The following is a 16,893-nucleotide window of genomic DNA, read 5'->3' as shown; positions in this document are numbered from 1 at the left end:
ACTCTTCCAAGTCAGCCTCAATACTTTATTTACCAGCCTCTTGTATATTGTTTGGGTGGTGCCAGTTCAACATTCAGTTCGTTCGCGGCACGTCTTGGCCAATACGGGTCTCGTAATAATTCACGGGCAAGAAAGATCAAGTCAGCACGCTCATTTTGCAGGATTTCTTCTGCATGTAGCGGTGAAGTAATCATACCCACTGCCCCTGTTGCAACATTCGCTTTTGAACGTAGGTAATCCGCATATTGAACCTGATAACCTGGATAAGGGTTGATTTTTGCAGGTACGACTGCACCTGAACTGCAATCGATGAGATCGACCCCTAAATCCTTCATCCAGGTAGCATAGTCCTCATAATCTTCAACTGTATACCCCTTTGGATGGTAATCATTTGCTGAGATCCGAACAAAGAGTGGTCCATCAAATTCAGACTTTACAGCAGTAATGATTTCCCGAAGAATCCGGAATCGTTTTTCTTTTGAGTCGCCATACTCATCTGTTCGTTCATTCGTAAGCGGTGACAGGAATTGATTGATCAAATAACCGTGTGCACCATGAATTTCAATAATATCAAATCCGGCTTCCTTACTGCGACGTGCAGCAGCTTGAAAATCTTCAACAGTTTTTTTGATTTGTTCTATCGACATTTCCTCGGGCTGTTCCATGCCTTCTTTAAATGGAAGCGGCGATGCCGAGTAAATCGGCCCTTCTACGATGGCTTTCCGACCAGCGTGACCAAGTTGGATGGCAGCTTTCGCACCCTGTTCATGGATCAGTCCAACGAGCTCTTGCAATCCTTCCACATGGGAGTCATTCCAAATCCCAAGATCTTGCATGGAAATACGGCCTTGTGGATGAACAGCGGATGATTCAACGATTATTAATCCCACTTGTCCAACAGCACGGCTTGGATAATGGGTTTTATGCCAGTTGGTTATTTTACCATCTTGTTCAAAACAGGAATACATACACATCGGTGACATGACAATCCTGTTTTTAAGTGTTACATTTCGGAAAGTTATTGGTTCAAAAAGCTTTGCAATCATTCTTTCACCTCAATTAATCATTACTATCTTTTAGTTTAGCATAGGACGGCGAAAATTCCTGAAACACTGCCCACCCTTCAGACTCGTCGCTTCAGGAATTATTGTCTCACTAAAGTGGATTCAGTTTTTGTAGGATTGTCAGGATTTTAGATGGCTTATGGTGGTGAACGCCATCCAGAACGTTCTTTGCAATGTCTGGAACATCTGTAATGATGGCTTCCACCTGCTGATCAAACAACCAACGCATTTTCTTCGGATCATTGACGGTATATGTTCTCACCTTTATTCCATGTTTAGTGAAGCTTTTCAATATGCTAGCATTAAGGGTTCTCCAGTGCGGGTGGGCACTTTTGGTGTTTAATTTACGTACATAGTTCCACGGTTCATATAGACCTGAGGAATATAAGGGTGCAATTTCATTAGTTCGATCGATTCTTTGAAGTTCACGTAAACTATAATGGTTGAACGATGAGTAAATAATTCGGTCATTGAGATCGTATTTAGTAACGAGGTCATAAACCAGCCTTTCCATGCCATAATGTGGAAGGATGGTATTTTTTAGTTCGAGATTCAGCTTCAAGGGGGTCGATTTTATCCAAATCAGGACCTCTTCTAGGGAAGGAATTCGTTCTTCCTGAAAATGACTGGAAAACCAATTGCCAGCATCAAAACATTGAAGCTGTTCAAAGCTATATTCACAAACCAAGCCTTTTCCGTCCGTCGTTCGCTTTACGTTTTCGTCATGAATGACCACAGGAATGTTGTCTTTTGAAAGCTGGACATCAAGTTCGATTCCGTCAGCATTCAACTCGATTGCTTTCTGGAATGATGCCATCGTATTTTCAGGGGCATATTTACTTGCGCCCCGATGAGCAAAAATATATGTCATGATCATCTCCCCTTGGAAAGAGAATTAATTTTAATGGTATGGGTAAAGCTGAATACGTATTTTCCCTATGATAAAGTTATGCTTTAAATATACAAAAAGTTTGATCAGTATTAAAGGAATTTATTACTAAGTGCAGAAATCTTTCAATATGTTTACATTAAGCGTCAATCGGTAACGTTACTATCAACTAGGGGTGGTCCATCATGAGAAAATGGCAGGACAAAGATAGTTTAAAAGAGTTGCTTTATCAGCTTGTTGAATTTCCTAGTATCACAGGGTCCGATGCTGAAATCGGGATCAGTGAATTTATTTATATGAAGCTTTCAGAGCTGAATTATTTCAAAGAGAAGCCAGAGGATCTGCAAATACATCCGACTAGTGATGGACGAAAGTTCGTAACCGCTCTCGTGCAAAGTGGGAAGTCGAACGAAACGGTTATTCTGATCAGCCATTTTGATGTAGTCGATATTGAGGATTATGGCGAGTGGAAGAATCTTGCTTTCCGTCCGAAAGAACTGACTCAGGAATTTCTGGCGATTAAACACGAGCTTCCGGATGTTATCCAGGATGATCTTGAACAGGCTGAGTGGATTTTCGGCCGTGGTGCGATGGATATGAAGGCAGGACTTACTCTTCAAATGTCAATGATTGAGAAAGCTAGTTTAGGTGAATTTGACGGAAACATATTATTGTTGACCGTCCCTGATGAAGAGGCGAATTCAACTGGAATGCTCGAAGCGGTTGAAGTGTTGCTCGAATTAACTGAAACGCAAAATCTTCACTATAAAGCTTGCTTAAATTCAGAACCCGTCTTTACTCGTTATCCGGGGGACACGAACCAATATGTATACACAGGTTCAATCGGAAAGCTCCTTCCAGGGTATTTATGTTATGGAATGGAAACGCATGTTGGTGAACCCTTTTCAGGATTGAATGCGAATTATATGGTTTCTGAGCTGACACGCGAACTTGAGTTGAACACGGACTTTTGTGAGTCGATAGATGGTGAAGTGACACCTCCGCCTACGAATTTGATGCAAAAGGATATGAAGGAAGAATATTCGGTGCAAATCCCACATGTCGCTGTAACAATGTTTAATTTGATGACGATGGAACGGTCGGTTTCTGATTTTAATGATAAGCTGTTGGAGATCGCTCGAAATATCGCGACTAGGATTGAGCAACAGCTTCTTTACCGGGCAACAGCATTTAACCAATGGGAGCAATTCAATCCGATTTTGCATCAAATTCAAGTTTTTACGTACGATGAGCTTCTTGAAAAGGCAATCCTGCACTATGGGGAAGCTGAGATCATTCGAAGACAGGCATACATTTCTACTAATTTTAAGGATCTAGGTGATCGTGATCTTTCGACTCGGCTCGTGTCGGACCTTGCTTCACTTTGTAAGGATGAGGGACCGATGATCGTCTTGTTTTACAGTCCGCCATTCTATCCGGCTGTATCATCAAGAAAAAATGAATTTATTCAAACCGTTGTCAATGAAATGATCGAGCATGCGAAAACGGAGCACAATGTAACCTTGAAGAAACAGCATTATTTTGCAGGCTTATCCGATTTGAGTTTTACAAGCCTTACACAGCCTGTAGATGGATTGATTCCGTTGTTCCGAAATATGCCGCTCTATCAAATTGGCTACCAGTTTCCACTTGATGAGCTTCAACAGCTGGACATTCCAGTAATGAATTTAGGACCGCTAGGGAGAGATGCACATAAATGGACGGAACGATTAAACGTCGATTATTCATTTGGACCTTTCCACCAAATGCTCCCTGCTGCGATTGGAAAATTGCTGAAATAAGAAGTCTGGATATATGGGCGAATCACCATTGTTAGGCCGGAATATGGCCTAACTAGCCCTTTTCTAATTCTTGTGAACGCCGGACGGCCGCTGTGATGCAAGAAATGAAGGCATGATGGACGTTTCCTTCCATTAATGCTTGAATGCCAGCTGCCGTGGTTCCGCCGGGGCTTGTAATCTTTTTTCGAAGCTGCCCAAGATCAGTTGATGATTGTTTTAACATTTCCCCAGCACCGATTAACGTATCAGCAATCAGCATTCGTGCCTCATGATCACCGATTCCATGTATGAGGGCAGCTTTCTGGATGGCATCTGCGATATAATAAAAGTAGGCTGGACCACTTCCGGCAATCGCTGTTGTTACATCCATTTGCTTTTCATCGACAACGAAGACGGAACCGATCGATTCGAAAAGTTGAATTGCGTTTTTTAAATTCTCAAATGTACTGTACTTACCTGTACATACTGTCGTTGCTGAAAAGCCGATTTCCGATGATGTATTCGGCATCGCCCGAATCACGGGGATTTGATCCTCGAGCACAGACTCAATAAAATTGGTTGAAATACCAGCCATCACCGATAAAACGATGTGGTTTGTTGTTACATAAGAACGGAGTGCCAATAAAGCTTCTAGTGCATCTTTCGGTTTCATGGCAAGTATAAGAACGTCGGCATCGGAAACGATTTTTTCAAAATTTCGAGAAACTATAACGTGATAGTTTTCTGCAATACAAGTAAGGCGTTGGTTATTGGATCGGTTTGTGACTTGAATTTGTTCAGTGGTGACACATTGGGTGTTCAACAAGCCTTTTATAATCGATTCAGCCATCGAACCCGCTCCGATGAAGGAAATCATTTGCTTGAGTATGTTCATCTTGATACCTCCTAGGAAATGATAAAATCCCCTATCATCCTAATAAAAGGACGGATAGGGGAATTCCGCGGTACCACCTTGGTTGGCATCAGATTGATGCCCGCTCTGTATCCGTATCGTGGATTTAACGATCAGGTTATAATCCCTGACAGCTCCCGGGCAGGTTCAATCGATTCATTACGATGGAATCTTCCAGTCGATGGATTCCAATCTCTGGCGTCGATCTTCGGTTTATTAGTCCCGTTCAAAGCTACCGTATGTTATTAAAATAAATTATTATGGAAGACAAGCTTGTATGTCAAGAGATTTTTGAATTTGCCCTCATGGATACTACCCAAGGGCATTTATACTTTTATTGGAGGCGTTGTTTGTTTTGGATGAACGCATAACTTGTATAACTCTCCCTACACCGTTTGCGGTCGGGGATGTTAATGTGTATTTAATTGAAGGTGAGAAACTGACGCTTGTCGACACTGGACCGAAAACAGAAGAAACTTGGACCGAGTTCCAAAGGCAAATAGAAAATTCCGGGTACGATGTGGAGGATATTCAACAGGTCATCCTTACACATCATCATCCGGATCACGTCGGTTTGTCAGACTTTCTAAAAAGTCGAAATGTATCGTTTCTAAGCTTAGCTTACAATGTTCCATGGTTACAGAAAGACTCTGTGTTTTTAGCTCATCATGACCGATTTTACGAAAAAGTGTACAAAGAGATGGGTATCGAACAGTTCCACAAAAAATCGATGGCGCAAATCCGCAAGTATTTAGATTATTCTTGCACGGTGAAAATTGACACGATTTTGCAAGAGGGAGATGAAATTGAAGGGCTTGAGGGTTGGAAGGTCCTTGAAACACCAGGTCACGCACAAGGGCATCTGTCACTATTCCGTGTGAAAGATGGGATCATGGTTGGCGGTGACCATGTCATCAAGCACATTTCTTCAAATGCATTGATAGAACCACCGCCGCTTGGGATTGAGGAGCGGCCTAAGACGCTGTTGCAATATCGTGAATCGTTGAAAAAAGTTATTGAATGCGATGTGAAAAAAGTGTATTCCGGGCACGGTGAAATTGTTTCGAACCCGATTGAACTTGTTCAAGAACGCCTGCTTAAGCAAGAAGAACGAGCCGAGCGAATTTTAGAAATGATCGAAGGAAAGGCCTTAACTGGCATTGAAATTTGTATGAAGCTATTTCCCTCGATTTATTTAAAGGAGCTAGGTCTCACAATGTCTGAAACACTTGGGCACCTCGACCTTTTACAAAGCAATAATAAACTGAATGTTGCCAATCAAAACGGTGTACTTTATTTTCAAGCAAGGAGGTATTAGCAAGGTGGCAACTAGAAAAATTGTCGTCATCACTGGAGCATCGAGTGGTATTGGGGCGGAAATGGCATACCAGGTTGCCTTAAAAGGATGGCTTCCAGTTTTAATGGCGCGATCACTTGATAAGTTAGAACTTCTTCAATCGAACATAGAAGAAAAAACGGGCATACAACCTATCGTTTATCGATTGGACGTTCGTGATCACAGCGCTGTTCAACAGACCTTTCAGACTGTTGATGAGAGTGTCGGACGGATCGATGTGTTAATAAACAATGCGGGTTATGGTAAGTTCGACTATTTCACGGACGCAAACCTTGATGATATTGAAGGGATGTTCGATACGAATGTGGTTGGCCTGATGACGTGCACAAAAGCTGTATTACCAGGCATGATCGATAGACGTGCAGGTCATATCATTAACATTGCTTCACAAGCTGGGAAGATTGCAACTTCAAAAAGCAGTGTGTATGCAGCTACAAAACACGCTGTTCTAGGGTTTACAAACAGTTTGCGGATGGAATTGGAGGAATACCAGATCGATGTGACAGCTGTTAATCCAGGTCCGATTCAGACGAATTTTTTTGAGGTGGCAGATCAATCGGGACAGTATCAGAAAAATGTTGAACGATATATGCTCCAGCCTGAAAACGTTGCGAGTAAGATTGTCGATAGCATCGACCGGCCGGTAAGAGAAATCAACCTACCGAAGTGGATGGATTTAGGAAGTAGAGCTTATCAGGTGTTCCCGGGTCTCATCGAAAAGATTGCAGGGAAATCATTTAAACAAAAATAAAGGTCAGGGACTGCTAGATAGCCAGTTCCTGACTTTTTTATGCTTAGTTAGCAAGTTGTGTTTCGATTAATCCTGTGTCAAATATGCATAAATGACATCGTGGACAATCGTATACACTTCTTCATTCTCCTGCTTTACAAGAGTACCAGATATTTTATCAATCAGTTTTTCGTATTCATCAGCCGTTAATGGAAAAAGGGATGAATCTCCAAAGTAATCAGATAGACAACGATCAATCATTTTTTTTATTAATAGTGTGTCTATAAAATCCCCCCTGACGCTAGGTTTATCATTAAAAAAATTCTATTCAACTAATTGTAAAGCTCCAACTTTTATAAGGCAACAAGAAAAGCCTTTTAATACGGGTTGCAAAAAAGAAGGTAAAACATCTGTCTACTAGAATTACACAAAGTAATGGAAAACGTATGAACTTCTTTCTAATGGGGGAAAAGTAATGCGGGTCAAAGTGATCATGAACAGCGGGAAAGAATATGTCCTTCAGATGGAGAAGCTTGAATTTCAAACGAATAGGCAATAAATCTTGAAAAAATCTTGAAAAAGTTACCAGATTGATACATAATATAAATATAAAAAACTAACCAGTCAGTTTTATAGAATGGAGGCTGAAAAAGTGATCGAAATCAAACGTCTTTCTGAATGTTCATTATTGGATGTTTTGGATTCATGGAACAATGGATTTAAAGGCTATTTTTCACCAATGACGATGACCGTAGACCAATTTTTGAAACGAATGGTTCAAGAAGGCTTATCGGCAGAAGATTCAATTATTGCTTATGTCGATGGTGTTCCAGCAGGCATTATTTTAAATGGGTTTCGAACTGTGGACGAAGAGGTTGTGAGCTATAACGGTGGTACAGGTGTAGCGCCTGAATTCCGTAGAACGGGTGTAGGACGCAAGATGATGGAAAAGGTAGTAGATATTTATCGAAAAAAGGACGTATCGATCGCTACTCTTGAAGCAATTGTTGAAAATGAGGCAGCGATTAATTTGTATAAGTCCCTCGGGTATTTAACGGATCAGAATGTTGCCTATCTTCAGCAAGAAGGGATCATGTCAAGTGATCCGTTCCAATATTCAGAGTCTAATGGATTTACCTCCGAGACGACGTTACCAGAAATGATTTCACATTTGCCTTTTTACAAAACGAATAGCCCATGGCAGACACAATGGCAAAGTACGATGAACGGAACTGCGATGATTGCAAGAAAAGACGATAAGGAAATTGGATATGCGATATATCGTAATGTTTATCACCCAGATGGCAGTCTTGCAACGATTGTGCTGCATCAGATCGGAACCGTCCCTGAATTCGATGATCAGAATGGACTCGTCGGCTATCTCTTATCCGCCGTCCTTAAGCCAGAAGTGAACTGCAAACGACTTGTCATCAATTCCCCTTTAAATGAACAACCACTTATGAATCAACTCGGTGAAGCGGGTTTTTCAACAATGGTCGAACAAGTATGGATGAAAAAAGCAATTAAGGAGCCGAGTAAAACGAATGCCAAAAGTATCGAAAAAGTATAAAGAAGAAAAAAGATCAGCCATTCTTGAAGCTGCCACTCAATGCTTTGCTCAGAAGGGTTATAACGAAACGACCGTTGATGATATCGCGAATGCTTCTGGAACGAGCAAGGGGTCGATTTATCTTTATTTCAGCAGCAAAGAGGAGATTTTCTTTCGTTTGAATGAAGAACGTACGGAGCGATTTTTTGCAATCAAAAAAGAACTGGACATGAAAAAATCTGCAACAGAGAAAATCCATTATTTGTTCGAGTATTTCCTTAGCGGAAAACTTGAAGAAGGTGATCTCGAACGGATTTCAGTTTCGTTTGAATTCTGGATTTATATTTCAAAGCATCCTGATAAACAAAAGTTGTTTGATGAGCGAGCGAACATGTTTACTGATTTTATGAAGGAAATTGTAAAGGAAGGGATCGATGCAGGTGAGTTTAGTCCAGATGTAAGTATCCAAGAGCTTTCATACATGTTCTGGGCACTCACGGACGGCATCTTATTGCACCTCCTTTTTCATAAACAAGAAAAAAAACACAAAGCGATGTTACGGACATTAGAATATATGGTACTCGCCTATCTGAAAACCGGTAACCGATTCAGTCTTGAGACGGAGTAAAAAACCATGCTTTAGACAGTTGGGAAAGTTTCTTGTTCATTGGAAAATAGAACCAGATGATAGTTTTGGAGGCGATCGTATGGAAGCAGTTGTCAATACAAAGCAGGAAGTTGTGAGTCCTGCACTATGGAAGAACCGTAACTTCCTATTATTGTGGATTGCAGATTTATGCTCAAGCTTTGGTTTATCAATATTCATGTTCTCGCAATCGTGGTATGTGGTTAAAGTGATGGGACTTGAAGCTTCACTCGGATTAGTATTCATCGCATCGAGTATTCCAAGGGTCATTTTCATGATCATTGGTGGAGCAATTGCGGATCGATTCAATAAAAATTTAATTATGTTCATATCCGACTTTACTCGTGCCTTAGTAGCTGGGGCATTGGTATTCTGGCTTATTTTCGGTGACGTGTCACTTTGGTCGTTTGTGATTTTTGCTTTTATATTTGGTGTGTTAGATGCGTTTTTCTGGCCGGCAAATGGTGGATTACTACCATCATTAATTAACAAGGAACAATTGACGAGGGCCAATTCAATTATCCAAATGACGAGTCAATCTTCCTTCATAGTTGGTCCCATGCTAGCAGGTGCGATCATTGCACTCGGTAATTATGTAACTACCTTTTCAATTACTGCAGGGTTATTGATCGTCGCTAGTATTGCGGTTCTGTTGATTAAGGTCAAAAAGAAAAAGCTTGGGGAAGAGGAACAAACCGAACCAAATCTTCTAAGCTCGATAAAGGAAGGAATCACTTACGTTAGACAGTCTGCATTCCTCAGTGCGTTATTAGTATTTGCGGTTTTGATCAACCTTTTCATGGTTGGTCCGTTGCAAATGGGGCTCCCTCTTTTTGTCGATAATGTATTAAAGGGAGATTCACTTATATTTAGCTATTTAGAGGGAACACTTGCTGGAGGGATGCTTGTCGGATCGATATTGATCGGGATTTTAAACATCCAGAAAAAACGAGGACTACTTGTTATATTCTCCGTTCTATTCGCAGGTTTGATCTTTAGTCTATTTAGTCAAACGGGTAATCTGTGGCAAAGTTTGATTATGATTGGATTTCTTGGAGGAACCTTTTCAGTCATCAATATTCCGATTTTTGCAGCAGTCCAATCGGTTGTAAAGGAAGAGATGATCGGACGTGTGATGAGTTTACTATCCATGTCATCAATTGGGCTCGTCCCGGTTTCATTTGCCATTACTTCAGGACTATTGTCAATTGGTGTGGATGTCACACAAATCATGCTCGGTGGAGGACTTTTAATTGTAGCGGTCGCTATCCTAATCTATTGGAAGGTGACCGGACTGCGAAACTATAACTGATGGAAAACTAGAAATGGCATACCCAGACTGTCGGGAAATAACCTCTGCAGTCTTTTCTTTTTACTTGAATAAACATACTGGTATAGACAACTATACCTTAACCTCATATAATAAAAGTAAAAGATTGGGGGAATTGCATTGAGGATGATCATCACGAAAGATTACACACAGTTAAGCGAAAGAGCTGCAGAGCTTATAATCGATCATATGAAGAACAATCCTTCCCTTGTTTTAGGAGCAGCAACTGGTGATACACCAAAGGGTACATACACCCAACTGATCAAAAAGCTGAATAAAGAGGACCTGGATCTATCTGAAATTAAAACCGTTAACCTTGATGAGTATGTCGGACTTGTTTCAGAGCACTCCCAAAGCTATTGGACCTATATGAAGGAGTATTTGTATAATCCGTTGAATTTATCATACAACCAAGCTATTATTCCTAATGGAAAAGCAGAGGATTTACATAAAGAGTGTGAGCGCTATGAACAAGAAATCAATCGATTAGGCGGGATTGACCTGCAAATACTCGGGATTGGAAGAAACGGACATATCGGGTTTAATGAGCCCTATACACCTTTTGATTCACGAACTCATGTTGTCCAGCTGACAGAGAACACGAGAAAGGCGAATGCCAGGTTCTTCACAGGGGAAGAAGAGGTTCCAGAACGGGCGATTACGGTAGGGATTTCGACGATTATGAAAAGTAAATCGATCGTTCTCCTCGCCTCTGGTCAGGAAAAGGCTTCCGCAGTTCAGGCGGTTTTGAACGGACAAGTCGATGGAGCATGGCCAGCGACAATTTTAAATAATCATCCCGATGTAACATTCATTGTAGATGAAGCTGCTAAGAATGGATAAGAGGGGATTCTGATGATTGACAAATATTCTAGTATACCGATTTATGTACAAATCGAGCGGTTTCTGACTGACGGGATTGATGAAGGTAAGTATCAGGATGGGGAGGCGATTCCGTCCGAGCGAGAATTATCCGAGCTGTTCAAGGTCAGTCGTATGACCGTTCGGCAAGCGATCAATAATCTCGTTACAAAGGGGAAGCTTTTAAAAGAGAAAGGAAAGGGGACATTCGTGTCTTCACCAAGACTATCCTATGCACTAAAAGGGCTGGTCAGTTTTACTGAGGACATGAAACACCGCGGCCTCACTCCTTCTACAAAATTGATTTCTTTTAAACAGATGGAAAAGGTATCCTCTACAATTTTAAATCAGCTGAAACTCACACAAAAGGAAGCTGTTTTTTGCCTGCATCGCGTCCGATATGCCAATGATGAACCGATGGCTTTAGAGAGGGCGTATCTACCTGTAAAACTATTTTCAAATTTATCAGTTGATTCAGCACGGGGCTCGTTGTACGAATTTGTCCGAAACCAATTAAACTATGAAATTCATCATGCCACCCAAAAGATTGAGGCTGGGCTGTCCACCGAAGTGGAGAGTAAGTATTTAAGCATACAGCAAAATCGACCGGTTTTGATTGTGAGAAGAACGACATACCTTTCTACAGGGAATCCATTCGAATACGTAGAAACGGTATTCCGTGGCGAAAAATATTCATTTTCAGTCGATGTTTTTCGGGATTAGGAGGAGATGTAATGGGCTATATAGGAATCGATGGCGGCGGGACGAAAACAACAATCGCATTGGTTGATGAACGTGGATCCTTTATTGCAAGGTATGATGGTGGACCGGGAAACCCCTTATCAACAGGAATTGAAGAGGTGGAAGATACATTAATAAGTCTGATTGACAAGGTACGATCAAACCATACAGAAGCATTTAGCCGAGTAAAAAGTGTCTTGGCAGGCATGGCTGGTACTGAAAACAAGCATGCCAGAACTAAGGTTTTGAATGTACTTCAATCTCAATTTCCTTCGACTGTTGATGTTGATGTGACAAATGATGCTTTAACTGCATTGTATTCCGGTACAGGAGGAGCCCCTGGGATTGTGAACATCGCTGGGACGGGTTCTATTACATATGGAATAACGAGAGAAGGTAAAGAGGTCCGTATCGGTGGATGGGGTTATTTAACTGACCATCATGGCAGCGGATATGGGGTCGGTCGTTTAGCGATTCGAAAAATGTTTGAAGCATACGATGGACTTTCTAAGAACACCTCAATAGAGAAACGGATTCTAGAGCGTTTTCCGATCAAAACACCTCCAGAACTCGTACCATTTCTTTATGATTCAGCTAATCTACGAACCCAGATTGCATCAATTTGTGAGGATGTTTTTGATGAGTGGATGGCGGGAGATGAGGTTGCAAGTGAAATCATTCAAATCGCCGGTAAGGATATATCCCGCTGTATTGTTGGAATGCTCCACCAATATTTTCATAACGAAAAGGAAGTCAAGGTTGTTCTAACTGGTAGTGTGTTTAAACGTCTTGATCGGTTTAAGCCGCTGATTGAAACCAACCTTCCTGAGGATACGATTATCATCGTACCGAAATTGCCACCTGTAGCAGGAGCAGTCATCGCAGGCTATCAAAAGAGCAGGATGAACCACTCGAATGAATTCATCGAAACACTTAAGAGAACATATCGGTAGGAGGAAACGATGGTCAAAACGGGATTAATGACGCTGCTCGAAAAGGACGAACTAAAAGGCAATCGGATTGGACTAGTCATCAACCACACTTCTGTTACAAATGATGTTCAACTAAGTGTTGATCGTCTGAAAGAATCAGGGTTCAATATTGTTGCGGTTTTTTCACCTGAACATGGATTTGGTGGACATGTAAAGGAAGGGGAGCATATAGCTCATTCTACTGATAAGCGGACACGCCTTCCCATTTACAGCTTATATGGGGCGAATAAGAATCCTAAAAAAGAATGGTTGGACTCGATTGATGCACTTGTCTTTGATATCCAAGACATCGGCGTCCGGTTTTATACATATATCTATACACTTGCGAACACGATGCAGGCAGCAGGTCGATGCGGATTAAACTATATTGTTCTTGATCGACCTAACCCAATTACGGGAAGTCGAATTGAAGGGAATCTATTATCTTTCGCGTTTTCTTCGTTTATCGGAAACTACCGATTGCCGATCCGTCACGGAATGACTGTCGGTGAATTGGCACTTTACATGAATGGGGAATTTGGTTTTAATACGAACTTAACGATTATCCCGATGGAAGGCTGGAGTCGCGGGATGTGGTTCGATGAGACAGGTTTGGTATGGGTTCCGCCATCCCCGAATGCACCTACCCTTGAAATGGCCAGTGTTTATCCAGGAACCTGTTTGTTCGAAGGGACAAATGTGTCTGAAGGAAGAGGGACAACGAAGCCGTTCGAATGGATCGGTGCACCTTGGATTGACGGTTTCATATGGAAGGAAGAATTGAAAACTTATCAGTTAAAAGGTGTAATTCTGCGACCGATTTCGTTCCAGCCAACAACTTCAAAGTATAATGGTGAACTTTGTCACGGGCTACAGGTTCATGTGGAGGATCGAAACACTTATCAACCGATCCGAACGGCTTGTGCATTGATTGAAACCTTATATACATTGTATCCGAATGATTTCCAATGGCTTCAAATTAAAGATACTAGGTTTATGATTGACTTGATCATGGGTACTGATTCTTTTCGTAACCAAATCACATCAAAACGACCGATCTCAGATTGGTTGGATGTAGAAGAAAAACAGTTGGACCAGTTTCTTGATGTAAGAAGTAAGTACCTACTCTATTAAATTGGAGGCGATTGTCTGTGATCGAGTATAAGCGATGGGATGAGGCGACTGTCCCTGTAAAAGATGCTTGCAAGTTATGGAATGAAGAGTTTGAGAACGCTTTTCCGTTGACGGATCGGCTTTTTATCCAAAACAGTGTACAGTGCCCACACGTATTATCTGAAGGATCGTATTTCGTTGAAAACGATGGGGAATCCATTGGATTTATCGTATCAAAAGTCACCCGTGAACGGACTGACTTGTTGCCGGATCAGATCGGTTGGATACAGGCACTCATAGTAAAACGTGAGCAACGCGGGAAGGGCATCGGTACAAAACTAATCCATTTGGCTGAACGTGCTTTACGAGCAAACGGGGTTAAAAAAATAGTCCTCGGTCGTGATGTGCATCATTATTTTCCTGGAATTCCGAGTGAACGATTACAATCATCGGGCTGGTTTAAAAAAAAGGGTTTCCGGTTCGTAAACACGGAAAAGGATTATTACCGTAAAGCACCTGAAACTTATTATTCGAGCGAAACAGATCTTGATTTCTCCGTTTTAAAAGAAGCGGAACAGGGTGCATTGCTTTCATTTCTGAATCAATCCTTTCCAGGGAGATGGGAGTACGAAGCATGGGATTATTTCCGTGCTGGTGGAGGTGGCAGTCATTTTTTAGTTGCAAAAAAGGGTGGCAATATCATCGGATTTGTTCGAGTTAATGATTCCGAAAGTCCTGTCCTAGGACCTAATGTGTATTGGAGGCCACTATTTTCTGAAAAATTGATTGGAATCGGACCACTCGGTATCAATCGTCAATTTCGGAAAAAAGGATATGGAAAGGCGATCGTTGATGCTGCCATTCAATTAGCGGTGGAAAGAAACGCAAAACATTTGGTCATCGATTGGACCGAACTTGATACCTTTTACAGGTCGTTCGGGTTTCAAGAATGGCGGCAGTACAAGCAATATGAAAAAGACATTTAATTGATAGGGGCAGCCCCCATCTAAAAACGTTGTTTCAGATGGAAACTGCCCGTTATTCCACGTTATGAAAGCATAACTTTTCAACAAGAAGGATACTCGAAGTTGCGAAAGGATCTACGTCCCAAGTATAAGTGTAACCAAGGCTGAGCGAGAGGCCTTTAGGGAGGCCTTGGTCATACCTTTAGGTGCATCCCTTTAGGGACCAAATTTTCTTTAATTAATACCGTGTTTCGAGTTCTATACCTTGATAAAAGTGTCTGAGAATGACATCAAACGTATCTCCTTTTACAGCCATTCCGACTGCACCCGTTTGAGACAGTCCAACACCGTGGCCCCATCCACCGCCGTAAGCTTTAAATCCGACAGCATCCGAATCAGATTTTGATTTTACAGCTTCGATAAAGAAGAGCGTACTCCGTAGAGAGCTATGTCCTCCACTTGAGTTAATGTACTTTAACGACCAGCGTACACGGTCTTTCTGCTCATAGAACGTACCGTTTTCAGTAACGTATTCGATTTCTAGAACTCGTCCAGAGTCAGAACGATCTGTAACATTAATCTCGTAAACTTCCCCTACATCTCTTGAAAAGTATTCGCTTAGCACATCAGAAATTTCCTCAGGTGTCCACTCGAATTCCCAACGATGGTACTTCGACCAATCAGATTCATAATCTCCTTCCTTTGTTGCACGAAGAGAAGTGGGATTGGCACGATTTTTGAATACCTCTATTGTCGGTACATGCTCCATTGCTTTCCCACGTTCAGAATCAGGTACACCTCTCAAATAAGGAACAGCTTCGGAACTCCAAATGTCTTCATTATTTGCGGTGTATCCGCCACTAGTGGAATGGTAAACGGCTGTTATCAATTTCCCGTCATAGGTTGCAACGACACCTTCCGTTTCTTGAACAGCTCGCGTCGATACAGGATGTTCGGCTTCGTAACCGCCATAAACCTGATCAGATGTAGTCGGTAGCAGGTCATAGCCATCGTTACTGCGTTTTCCAAGGTTGGCTAATGTATACGTTCGCGCTGCTACAGCCTGTGCTTTCTGTGCTTCGATTTCACCGTAAGGAACCGGTGGCAGCTCCCTAGGAACGACACCGTATAAGTATTTTTCAACCGGAAGTTCGTTAATACCAGCGAGTGTCCCTGTGCTATTGTAGGCAACTTCTCCGACCCCACGGTATTTCTTTCCATCAATCTCGATTAAACCATCTGGAGAAGTTATGACGACAGGGTTCTCAGTCGTAACATTACTGCCATTAAGACTTACTTTCATCGATGAAGTACCAGTAGTGACAGTAATGACCTTCCAGAAGGAATCGTTGGCAGCAAGTCCGAGTCGAATCACTTCATTTCTGAACGCATTTCGGACACTCCAGCTTTCATCTGAAGCAAATTTTCCAATGAATAAACGTTGTCCACCATTGTAAGCCTCTAAGTATGTTTCAAACCCAGCGTTACTAGCACGATCAACCCAATCGGCAACATAGGTTTCACTCGTTGACCATGCGACCTGAAGGCGATAGTTGGTTTCAACCGTCCCGGTGCTCTCAAGTGAAACCGTCGCAGTTCCATTCGTACCTTCTGCAAGTACAGCGCCAGTAATTTTGTCTTTGACAATAAAAGAACCATCGCTGCCTAGCTCAATCTCCTCCTCAGAAGGGACAACCCCAATTCGGATCAGTTTTCCATCAGAAGCTTCTGCATGCTGGAACCCCGCAAGCGAGAAAGCGCTTACAAGCAACAGAGTCAGCAAAACTATAAAACTTTTTTTACCCATTCAATTTCCTCCTTAATTAATAATAACTATCCGGGTTAGCTTACCTTTTCGATATAAATGTGAAATTTCCTTTCAAAAATATTATAAATAGTCTAAAAAAATATTTTAAATAGGCAGGAATCCTCATATAACTGGCGAAATATAATTTTAAAAGTACTATCTTTTTTTTGAATCAT

The 16,893-nt window shown here is 41.7% G+C and carries 16 protein-coding genes; 11 read left to right on the top strand and 5 right to left on the bottom strand.

All coding sequences use genetic code 11. The annotated features are described in order from the left end of the window. Positions 1–29: 29 nt before the first annotated feature. Positions 30–1,046: an NADPH dehydrogenase NamA gene (namA, locus tag MOJ78_RS13010; protein WP_304977776.1), complete on the bottom strand. Its 1,017-nt coding sequence runs from the start codon at positions 1,044–1,046 to the stop codon at positions 30–32. 109 nt (positions 1,047–1,155) lie between these two features. Beyond that, entirely contained in the window at positions 1,156–1,935 is a 780-nt protein-coding gene (locus tag MOJ78_RS13005) for a glycerophosphodiester phosphodiesterase (protein ID WP_304977775.1), read from the bottom strand. Positions 1,936–2,138: 203 nt separating this feature from the next. On the opposite strand from MOJ78_RS13005, the gene MOJ78_RS13000 reads away from it, so the two are divergent. Then, positions 2,139–3,755 carry a M20/M25/M40 family metallo-hydrolase gene (locus tag MOJ78_RS13000; protein WP_304977774.1) on the top strand — a complete coding sequence of 539 codons (1,617 nt, stop codon included), beginning with the start codon at positions 2,139–2,141 and terminating at the stop codon, positions 3,753–3,755. 52 nt (positions 3,756–3,807) lie between these two features. On the opposite strand, the gene proC is transcribed toward MOJ78_RS13000, so the two are convergent. Then, a complete protein-coding gene (gene proC / locus MOJ78_RS12995) occupies positions 3,808–4,629 on the bottom strand; it encodes a pyrroline-5-carboxylate reductase (protein ID WP_304977773.1) in 822 nt (273 codons plus the stop codon). Between the two features lie 373 nt (positions 4,630–5,002). On the opposite strand from proC, the gene MOJ78_RS12990 reads away from it, so the two are divergent. Next, positions 5,003–5,965, top strand: coding sequence for an MBL fold metallo-hydrolase (locus tag MOJ78_RS12990; RefSeq protein ID WP_304977772.1), 963 nt, complete (start codon positions 5,003–5,005; stop codon positions 5,963–5,965). Then, complete coding sequence (locus MOJ78_RS12985) at positions 5,961–6,755, top strand: SDR family NAD(P)-dependent oxidoreductase (protein WP_304981256.1); 795 nt, start codon at positions 5,961–5,963, stop codon at positions 6,753–6,755. The genes MOJ78_RS12990 and MOJ78_RS12985 overlap by 5 nt, the downstream gene beginning before the upstream one ends. A gap of 66 nt (positions 6,756–6,821) precedes the next feature. On the opposite strand, the gene MOJ78_RS12980 is transcribed toward MOJ78_RS12985, so the two are convergent. Further along, positions 6,822–7,004 carry a YqzH family protein gene (locus MOJ78_RS12980; RefSeq protein ID WP_304981255.1) on the bottom strand — a complete coding sequence of 61 codons (183 nt, stop codon included), beginning with the start codon at positions 7,002–7,004 and terminating at the stop codon, positions 6,822–6,824. Positions 7,005–7,386: 382 nt separating this feature from the next. On the opposite strand from MOJ78_RS12980, the gene MOJ78_RS12975 reads away from it, so the two are divergent. The 8 genes from MOJ78_RS12975 to MOJ78_RS12940 all read left to right on the top strand — a co-directional run bounded on the left by MOJ78_RS12975 (position 7,387) and on the right by MOJ78_RS12940 (position 14,931). After that, positions 7,387–8,304, top strand: coding sequence for a GNAT family N-acetyltransferase (locus tag MOJ78_RS12975; RefSeq protein WP_304977771.1), 918 nt, complete (start codon positions 7,387–7,389; stop codon positions 8,302–8,304). Next, positions 8,279–8,911 (top strand): TetR/AcrR family transcriptional regulator, encoded by a 633-nt coding sequence (locus tag MOJ78_RS12970; RefSeq protein ID WP_304977770.1) that lies wholly within the window; start codon positions 8,279–8,281, stop codon positions 8,909–8,911. Before MOJ78_RS12975 ends, MOJ78_RS12970 begins: the two co-directional genes overlap by 26 nt. A 79-nt stretch (positions 8,912–8,990) precedes the next feature. After that, on the top strand, positions 8,991–10,241 hold the full coding sequence (locus MOJ78_RS12965) for an MFS transporter (protein ID WP_304977769.1): 1,251 nt from the start codon (positions 8,991–8,993) through the stop codon (positions 10,239–10,241). A gap of 144 nt (positions 10,242–10,385) precedes the next feature. Next, on the top strand, positions 10,386–11,102 hold the full coding sequence (gene nagB, locus MOJ78_RS12960; protein ID WP_370529816.1) for a glucosamine-6-phosphate deaminase: 717 nt from the start codon (positions 10,386–10,388) through the stop codon (positions 11,100–11,102). Between the two features lie 12 nt (positions 11,103–11,114). Continuing rightward, positions 11,115–11,843, top strand: coding sequence for a GntR family transcriptional regulator (locus MOJ78_RS12955; RefSeq protein WP_304977767.1), 729 nt, complete (start codon positions 11,115–11,117; stop codon positions 11,841–11,843). An 11-nt stretch (positions 11,844–11,854) separates the two neighbouring features. Then, positions 11,855–12,814, top strand: coding sequence for an N-acetylglucosamine kinase (locus tag MOJ78_RS12950; protein ID WP_304977766.1), 960 nt, complete (start codon positions 11,855–11,857; stop codon positions 12,812–12,814). 9 nt (positions 12,815–12,823) lie between these two features. Beyond that, positions 12,824–13,966 (top strand): exo-beta-N-acetylmuramidase NamZ family protein, encoded by a 1,143-nt coding sequence (locus MOJ78_RS12945; protein WP_304977765.1) that lies wholly within the window; start codon positions 12,824–12,826, stop codon positions 13,964–13,966. A 17-nt stretch (positions 13,967–13,983) separates the two neighbouring features. Further along, positions 13,984–14,931, top strand: coding sequence for a GNAT family N-acetyltransferase (locus MOJ78_RS12940; protein WP_304977764.1), 948 nt, complete (start codon positions 13,984–13,986; stop codon positions 14,929–14,931). 217 nt (positions 14,932–15,148) lie between these two features. Here the strand turns inward: MOJ78_RS12940 and MOJ78_RS12935 are convergent, their stop codons facing one another. Then, entirely contained in the window at positions 15,149–16,717 is a 1,569-nt protein-coding gene (locus MOJ78_RS12935; protein ID WP_304977763.1) for a SpoIID/LytB domain-containing protein, read from the bottom strand. Between the last annotated feature and the right edge of the window lie 176 nt (positions 16,718–16,893).

The sequence above is a fragment of the Alkalihalobacillus sp. AL-G genome, assembly GCF_030643805.1.
Classification (GTDB): Bacteria; Bacillota; Bacilli; order Bacillales; family Fictibacillaceae; genus Pseudalkalibacillus.
This window is presented reverse-complemented; position numbering and strand designations above follow the sequence as displayed.

Bases quoted from the DNA above. Each gene is read 5' to 3' on its own strand.
- namA (WP_304977776.1), bottom strand. From the start codon at position 1,046: ATGATTGCAAAGCTTTTTGAACCAATAACTTTCCGAAATGTAACACTT.
- MOJ78_RS13005 (WP_304977775.1), bottom strand. From the start codon at position 1,935: ATGACATATATTTTTGCTCATCGGGGCGCAAGTAAATATGCCCCTGAA.
- MOJ78_RS13000 (WP_304977774.1), top strand. From the start codon at position 2,139: ATGAGAAAATGGCAGGACAAAGATAGTTTAAAAGAGTTGCTTTATCAG.
- proC (WP_304977773.1), bottom strand. From the start codon at position 4,629: ATGAACATACTCAAGCAAATGATTTCCTTCATCGGAGCGGGTTCGATG.
- MOJ78_RS12970 (WP_304977770.1), top strand. From the start codon at position 8,279: ATGCCAAAAGTATCGAAAAAGTATAAAGAAGAAAAAAGATCAGCCATT.
- MOJ78_RS12965 (WP_304977769.1), top strand. From the start codon at position 8,991: ATGGAAGCAGTTGTCAATACAAAGCAGGAAGTTGTGAGTCCTGCACTA.
- nagB (WP_370529816.1), top strand. From the start codon at position 10,386: ATGATCATCACGAAAGATTACACACAGTTAAGCGAAAGAGCTGCAGAG.
- MOJ78_RS12955 (WP_304977767.1), top strand. From the start codon at position 11,115: ATGATTGACAAATATTCTAGTATACCGATTTATGTACAAATCGAGCGG.
- MOJ78_RS12950 (WP_304977766.1), top strand. From the start codon at position 11,855: ATGGGCTATATAGGAATCGATGGCGGCGGGACGAAAACAACAATCGCA.
- MOJ78_RS12945 (WP_304977765.1), top strand. From the start codon at position 12,824: ATGGTCAAAACGGGATTAATGACGCTGCTCGAAAAGGACGAACTAAAA.
- MOJ78_RS12935 (WP_304977763.1), bottom strand. From the start codon at position 16,717: ATGGGTAAAAAAAGTTTTATAGTTTTGCTGACTCTGTTGCTTGTAAGC.